A 6,982-nucleotide genomic window follows, 5' to 3' on the forward strand; every position below is an offset into this window, starting at 1 on the left:
TAGAGAAATTTACGGATCAGCAGGCTGCGTCGTTCAAGGCTACCGCCAATTCGTCTTTGTTAGGGATGGGCTTTCGGTTCCGGTTGGCATAGAGGTAATAGCCGAGTGCAGCAATGCCAGCCCCCAGTAAAACCGGCCCCCATGCCCCAAGTCCAAGGCCTAGGCCCAAACTGATCCCATGACCTGAGGCAGCACCAGCTCCGGTGCTCCACACTATGGGAGTGGCTGACTTGGCTCCCAAAGCCACCTTGCCGACAGCGGTTCCACATGGCCCAATGCCACCCAGACCCGTACCTGCTCCGGTTCCTGCGCCTGCCCCCCATCCCATTGGAACGCCTTTGGCGCCCACAGCTATTTTTCCAACAGTCGTGGTATTGCATTGCCCGAGGCCCAGCCCAGCCCCGGTCTTTGCACCAAGACCTTTTAAGGCTCCCGCCTTGCTCCCTAAAGCGGAGCTTCCGTTCATAGGGCAACCCTGGCCAGCGGGCATGGAATGAAGACGCAAAGGCATGATGTGCTATCCTTCAAGGCAACTTGTGGCCGGCTTAGAGTTTTGAACTTCCTGCCGACAGGACTTGGGAATCGGCCAGTTCAACCTGTAGGCGCGTCAGGAGTGTGCGCGCCGGAGAGAAAGTAGGCCACGGATCGGCGCCGTTGTGGTGCTGAGGGCGGCGTAAAAGTCGGCCAGTGATATGCCCTTCGTTTCTGATGATGACGAAGGGCGGGAGCATGAAGCCCGTGGATCTTTATCTGTTGGTGCGGCAATCGGTCTTCGTTGAAGGCCGGTCCCGGCGAGAGACTGCGCGTTTATTCGGCGTTGCGCGCAAGACGGTGGACAAGATGTGCGCGTTCTCAGTGCCGCCGGGGTATCGGCGGAAGGAGCCGGCCGCACGGCCGAAGCTGGACAGGTTCACCGGGATCATCGACCAAATTCTGGCCAATGATCCCAAGATGCCGGTGAAGCAGCGACACACGGCGAAGCGGATCTTCGAGCGTCTCAAGGCCGAGCACGGGTTCACTGGTGGCTACACCATCATCAAGGAATATGTGGCCGAGCAGCGGCTCCGATCGAAGGAGATGTTCGTGCCGCTGTACCATCCACCCGGCCATGCGCAGGTGGATTTCGGCGAGGCACAGGCCGTCATCGGCGGGGTGGAGTGCAAGATCCACNGTCCGTTTCCGGTGAAGGCACCCCCTTTTCCGTGCCCATCCTTGTCTCCTGTCTTGGCCGAATACCGGACTTGGCGTAAGCCTCGGCCCCAGGCGTTAAGGTTGCCGTATGCCCCCTTCAATTCGCAAGGGGTTTGATAACCCGGTCATAACCATGCTTCAATACCTATTCATCGGATCCAGACTAGCACGGAATGGCTTTTTCCGTTTTCATCGGCTGGTTCTTTATTCCCTGAGATGCGGAGCGCGCGTGGGGCCAAGGATCGTGGAATGTCATTGAATACCTCCTTCTTAGGCAAGGCATGCATGGTCGTGGCCTCGGACGATTCGCTTTGCAGCTTGATCGCGACATCCTTGCATCAGATTGGATTTGCCGACGTTTTGAAGTCGGGCATCCTGACCGAAGCGATTAAGTTCGCCGCTTCCGGCATCTATGACCTGATCGTTTGCGCCGGTACCGATATCGACGAACCGCTCGACATGATTCGGCGCATCAGAATGGAAACCCCCGAAGGCGTCGTGACCGGGCCGATGATTTGCGTCATCAGTCACATGGATGTCGGCAATCTGTCCATGATGCGCAATTCCGGGGCCAATTGCGTCATGACCCTGCCCATCAGCACGCGCGGCATGCTGAAAAACGTCAATCGCGCCTTGAATGAAAAGCGCGAGTTCATCGCCAACCCGACCTTTCGGGGGCCTTGCCGCCGCAATCCCGCTCCGGGCCTTTACGAAGGGCCGTTCCGTCGCGCTGCCGACCGCCAGGACTGCGCGACGCAATCGCCGTCTCCGTCTCCGTCTCCGGCCCCCCGCAAGCTTGCCGCCGCGGGCCATTCCGGGGAGCTGGGCCTGGCCCCGCGCCGACCGCATGCGCCGGCCGTCGTGGGGGAGGATCCCAATTCCCAGGCATCCATTATCTTCAATGGCGTGAGCGAAATCGCCGCCAGAATCGAGCATCTGAAGGAAGCCCTGCATGCCACCGATGATGAACGGACGCGCAAGGTCGTGCGCGCAGAGATCATGGAGGCGGCAGATAGGCTGGTGAACCTCGTCACCCTGGTGGACTTGAACAAAGGTCCCCATCGCGGCCAGGACAATCCGCTGCGGCAGAACATCGGGACGATGAAGGCTTTGTTCATCGGCATCTTGCGGGAAATGTCCGTCGGTAGGCTGGATGCGATCATCGCCGATATGGAGAAGTATCTGAACGGCGGAGAAATCACCCTGGGAGGCGGCGACCTTCTGCAGGAGCGATTGGCCTCGGTGGAGGAAATCGTCGCCGTCCTGGGCGGACGCAAAGCCGACGAAACCATGAAGCGAAAGCTGGATTCCGCCTGGGAGGGAATCGGGAAGCTCCAGAAAATGGAGGCGGAACAGTTTGAACTGGCCGATCTGACGCGCAACAAGCGCAGCAAGCGCGGGGTGAGCCGGTTTCATCCGCCCGCCGAGGCGATCGACGGGGTGGCAAGCCAGAACGGGGTTGCCGATCTTTTGCGTTCGCGTGGGGCGGGGAAGAAGCCCTGATCAGGGCCATGGGCGGGGCGTTCGAAGAGTTCGGCGTCGACCCCCTATTTCAGCCGAAGCTTCTGCTGTCCGGCCAGTCGCGTCACCGTCATGGGCATCGCCGCGGGCGACGGTCTTGCCACCGCGATGGGGGTCGGGGCCGGGGCTGGTCGGGGGGCGGCAGCAGCGACCGGCGGCAGCATCGAGCGGGCGGCGGCCACATCGGCGGCGACCTGCTTCATGCCGCGCCGCAGGGCGGCGTTTTCGGATTTCAGCCGCTTGGCCTGGAGCCAGTTCCGGTCGCTTTGCTCCAGGCATATCTGCAAGATGACCCGGAGGCGGAGCATTTTATCGTCGGCAGGGGGCGCCTGGAGAAGGGATGCCTGGGTGTCGGGGGCTGTTTCGGAAAATATGTCGGCTGCCACGAAGTCGCCGCCGTTCTCGCGGGCATATTCGCCCTCCTGAATCACGGATTCGGTCAAATGCGCCAAATGGGCGATAGCGGCCATCATTTCCTGATCAGACGCGGCGCCGGGGGCTCCGGGGATGTTGCCGCAGGCGTCCAGAATTTTCAGCAGGAATTCATGGGATTTCTGCAGGTTCGCCAGCGCTACGGACAGTATCGAAGGATGCGCCATCTCTCAGGACCCTGTGCTGACGCTGACAGGCCCATTCTGTCTGAACCCGTCGGGGTCGGCAATCCCATCCGGGCCGTCCTTGCGCACGACGGCCCGCCTTATCCCCAAGCCCGAAGGAAGAGGCGCATCTGCCGACGGGGGGCTTTCGTACCTTTGGCTATGAGGCAAGCTCGGTGTCCAGGCCTGCGGCCATATACACCAGGGGGCGGTCATCCACATTCGCGTTGGTCAAGATCCCTTTGTATTGGGCATCTACCCCCCGGATGTGGATATTCAGCCAATCCGTGACCAAATGCGCCAGGGCGCCGATATGTTCGATATTGCCCGTCTGGCGGTAGTCCTGAACGATGCGGGTTACCCGGTCGGCAAAGGCGTCGTGCGCCGCGATATGCTCGACCAGATAGGCGTAGTCGGCCTTGGCCATGGCCTTTTGCTCGCGCAGGAAATGCCCCTCGATATATTCCTCGAGGATATTGATGGAGGTTTCGATGAGGTAGAGCTGATCGTTGTCGGGCGTGGCGGTCACGTCATTCATCAGAGCCGCCAAGCGAAAGAACGCCTGATGATCTTCGTCGATGATTTCGACGTTCACGGATAAATCATCGGTCCATTCGGGGAGCGGATTGGTCTGGTTCATTCCTCTTCCTCGTCTCACGACCTGCTTTAACGGGCGGCCCAACTACGGCAATGCCCCATGCCAGAGTTACTTAGTCAGTCAGCGCGACCAAAAGTCAACCGGGATCGCCGGCAAATCCGGCCAAAGTTCAAGCTACATTCCAAAGCCGCGAGGCTTACGATCCGAGCCGTGGGGAAGCGGCATCGGCGGCGTCTCCCGCAGGGCGAATCATCTCGAATTCGATCACTGACTCTAGCATAAATCGGCCTAAGGACAGAGAGTAAAAATAAGTCGCAATATCTGATGAGCGGCAACATATCTCCAAGGATGCAACAATCGTTTGACGAGCCCCGCCCGTATGGGGCCCAATCATGGGGGCATGCGGCTTTGATCGGGGCTCGCAATCGAAAGGGGAGGAGTGTGGCGCATAATAATGCTTTCGGCTTCGAGGAGATTCGCCGGGCGGTAAATTCCGCAGGATGGCTTCGGCTGCTTTTGGTCGTGGCCATTGGCCTGACGGTTGCGATCTTGTTCGTGCATCTTTTCGTCGCGATCGCGGTGGGGGCGCTGTGCATACTTTTCGTTCATCATGCGGTCCAGCGCGCCATGGGGCCGGGAACCCGGATTCGGTTGCGGATGCCGCTGGCAATGTCCGCGCGATTGAAGGGCTGGATGTGGCGCAAATGACAGTTTCAGCCCGACAGGGGGCTTGGATGGATGTGTCGTTTGCCGGTGGCCTATTATTTCAGCCTATTCGATCGTGCGGGCGAACTGGCCATGGGCGCCCTGTTCAATTTCCTGGCCTGTGACCTGGTGGCAAAGCACACGCTGTCAGAGGATCGAAAGTTTTTTGGACAAATCCAAGCGATTCGAGATACAGCAGGACGAGCGCAGGCAATCATTTCGGGCGACAATGGCGATATTCGGGCGAAAAACTCCACCCATCCAAGTCGGTGACCGGTTCACAAAGGCAAATGACCACACCAGGAAAGTCTGGGAGGTGTCCCGCCTTTGGACGGCGGTCGATGGTGTCCCCCATGCCCGGCTCGTGAACCAGCATGAGACGTTGATGGTGTCGGTTGGAACGTTGAATGATCCGTGCCTATTCGCTTAACGCCCATACCCACTACATTTAGGATGTCGCCACTCTCCCGAATATAGCTCCGTTTTGGTTGGCGCTGTCGCATCCCCGGCAATTCCAAGGAGCGACCGGAAGGCATTGAACGGGTAGAAGCGGCGATTGAACCGGAAGGTAAACTCGTTGAGGTATGCCTGAAGGTGTTTGGCGCTGACGCCGTGATGAATGCCGTTGATCCACGATTTCAGGTTTGAGAAGACCAGATGGACGATGGGCAAGAACTCCTCCGGCACCTCTGGGTCGCCGCATTGGGCAATTGCATGGTGGTCGTAGCCGTCCTTACGCAGCCCGCCATAGCCGCTCCAATCATCGGTGATGACCAGCGTGCCGAGTTCGACGGCACTCTTGACGAAACCGCCCAGCGCTTCGGCGCTACGGTCGGCGGCAATCGCCAGACGCACCCGACCGGCGTAGCGACCGTCGCGCCGATTGTCTTGGGCGGTTCCCGGTTCCCGGTGCCGCACCTCGACGGCGGCGGCCACCAGCACCTTGTGATGGACGCCCCGGCCCTCGCCGCGTGTGCGTCCACCTACCCACGTCTCATCCACCTCAACATGCTGATCGGGATGGCCGCCGATGCGGTCTTGGTCAGGACGGACCATGGCGGCGCGGAGCTTGTGGAGAATGCCGAACGCAGTCTCATAGCGGGACAGTCCAAGCTGGCGCTGGAATTGGACGGCAGACAAGCCGGGCGTCTGGCTGGACACCAGATAGGCGGCCCAAAACCACGTCGAGAGCGGAATATGGCTGCGCTCCATGACAGTGCCAACGGTCAGGCCAGTATTCTTGCGGCAGGCCCGACAACGCAGGATGCCGGGACGGTTTTCGAAGCGGAACGGTGATCCGACAACACCGCAATGGGGGCAGACGAAACCGTCCGGCCAACGGGAGCGCTCCAGGTACGTGGCGCAAGCCGCATCGTCAGGAAAAAGCCGCTGGAACCCAGGAAGCGATTCCGGGAACGGGAGGTCAGCTCGGTCGAGAACGTCCATGGCCACCACCTATTCGCTTTGCACCCACTCTAAATGTAGTGGGTGTGGGCGTAAAGCGAATAGGCGCGGAATGATCAAGAGTTCTTCGTGGTCGTTCCTGTGAAGCGGAGCGAACCGTAAAGCAGATCGGCGGTGGCGAACGGGCGAGAACTCTACCGCCTAATCATGCTGGACGGATTTTGGGGGTGGGCGGGAAATATCCATCAAGACACAGCCGATTAGGTGAATATAACAGCAGAACGCTATCGTATTCGGGACGCGCCATCAAGACGTACAGGATGAACTTTTCGCCCATATGGTGAAAATCTTGAACGTAAATCCGACCATGGACACCGCATCGATTACTGTATCCGCAATCGGCATCAGCGAAGTGAAGAATGCCGGTAAGCTACGTGCCTTGGCTGATGTTGAGGTCGTCTTTGATGGCATCGAGATGATCATCCAAGGAGTCAAGGTGAGGGCTGATGGCAAAAGTACGAGGTTTCCTTGCCAACATACCGGGCACCAGATGGCTCATGGAGGGCCGCAATCATTCTGCCTGGTGAGGTCAAGGATGCCATTTCGGACACGGTGATCGCTGCGGGATTGGAGACTGGGGTTCTCCGGATGAAGGAGGAGACATAGGCTGGCCAATGCATGAAGGCAGAGCTGGCAAGGTATATGGCTTTTGAAATAGGCATGATACGCTTGCTGCGTGAGCGGCTTAAGCTGGACAGGCTTACGTGCCGGAGTATTTGCTAATGACCTCCAATGCACAACCAAATGCTGCGGTTTCTGTTTCGGCATTTCGAAAGCTAAAGCGGTTTGCGCTTTATCTGGCGCAAACCGCTTTGGCGAGCATTGAGCGAGCGGCCAAGCAAACCGTAGGTTTGCGCCCGGCGAGGGCATACATAAGGGCACCTCGAAAAATCCCGCCCTCCGGCGA

General features: G+C 59.2%; 8 protein-coding genes and 1 pseudogene. 5 read left to right on the top strand and 4 right to left on the bottom strand.

Annotation, left to right across the window (positions count from 1 at the left end; all coding sequences use genetic code 11):
- Positions 1 to 729 precede the first annotated feature (729 nt).
- Both MTBLM5_RS18960 and MTBLM5_RS15230 read left to right on the top strand, forming a co-directional pair.
- Positions 730 to 1,170: pseudogene (locus tag MTBLM5_RS18960) on the top strand (IS21 family transposase); the annotation flags it as partial.
- Positions 1,171 to 1,440: 270 nt separating this feature from the next.
- Positions 1,441 to 2,694, top strand: a complete 1,254-nt coding sequence (locus MTBLM5_RS15230) for a hypothetical protein (RefSeq protein ID WP_173976923.1) — start codon at positions 1,441 to 1,443, stop codon at positions 2,692 to 2,694.
- A 44-nt stretch (positions 2,695 to 2,738) separates the two neighbouring features.
- Here MTBLM5_RS15230 and MTBLM5_RS15235 read toward each other — a convergent pair whose 3' ends face one another.
- Together MTBLM5_RS15235 and MTBLM5_RS15240 are read right to left on the bottom strand one after the other, a co-directional pair.
- Complete coding sequence (locus MTBLM5_RS15235; protein WP_173976924.1) at positions 2,739 to 3,311, bottom strand: hypothetical protein; 573 nt, start codon at positions 3,309 to 3,311, stop codon at positions 2,739 to 2,741.
- A 157-nt stretch (positions 3,312 to 3,468) separates the two neighbouring features.
- On the bottom strand, positions 3,469 to 3,948 hold the full coding sequence (locus tag MTBLM5_RS15240) for a bacteriohemerythrin (protein ID WP_009867583.1): 480 nt from the start codon (positions 3,946 to 3,948) through the stop codon (positions 3,469 to 3,471).
- A gap of 399 nt (positions 3,949 to 4,347) precedes the next feature.
- Between MTBLM5_RS15240 and MTBLM5_RS15245 the strand changes: the two genes are divergently transcribed.
- Positions 4,348 to 4,614 (top strand): hypothetical protein, encoded by a 267-nt coding sequence (locus MTBLM5_RS15245; protein WP_152619670.1) that lies wholly within the window; start codon positions 4,348 to 4,350, stop codon positions 4,612 to 4,614.
- A gap of 39 nt (positions 4,615 to 4,653) precedes the next feature.
- The gene (locus MTBLM5_RS18965) at positions 4,654 to 4,884 is read left to right on the top strand and encodes a hypothetical protein (protein ID WP_254431083.1); all 231 of its coding nucleotides are present in this window, start codon (positions 4,654 to 4,656) and stop codon (positions 4,882 to 4,884) included.
- A gap of 153 nt (positions 4,885 to 5,037) precedes the next feature.
- Here MTBLM5_RS18965 and MTBLM5_RS15255 read toward each other — a convergent pair whose 3' ends face one another.
- Together MTBLM5_RS15255 and MTBLM5_RS19065 are read right to left on the bottom strand one after the other, a co-directional pair.
- A complete protein-coding gene (locus MTBLM5_RS15255; RefSeq protein WP_173976925.1) occupies positions 5,038 to 6,057 on the bottom strand; it encodes an IS1595-like element ISMmg5 family transposase in 1,020 nt (339 codons plus the stop codon).
- Between the two features lie 388 nt (positions 6,058 to 6,445).
- On the bottom strand, positions 6,446 to 6,574 hold the full coding sequence (locus MTBLM5_RS19065; protein ID WP_256367182.1) for a hypothetical protein: 129 nt from the start codon (positions 6,572 to 6,574) through the stop codon (positions 6,446 to 6,448).
- A 223-nt stretch (positions 6,575 to 6,797) separates the two neighbouring features.
- On the opposite strand from MTBLM5_RS19065, the gene MTBLM5_RS18755 reads away from it, so the two are divergent.
- Positions 6,798 to 6,982 (top strand): hypothetical protein (locus MTBLM5_RS18755; RefSeq protein WP_217425045.1); only part of this gene is annotated, 185 nt, incomplete at its 3' end.

The sequence above is a fragment of the Magnetospirillum sp. LM-5 genome (assembly GCF_902729445.1).
In the GTDB taxonomy this organism is placed as follows: Bacteria; Pseudomonadota; Alphaproteobacteria; order Rhodospirillales; family Magnetospirillaceae; genus Magnetospirillum.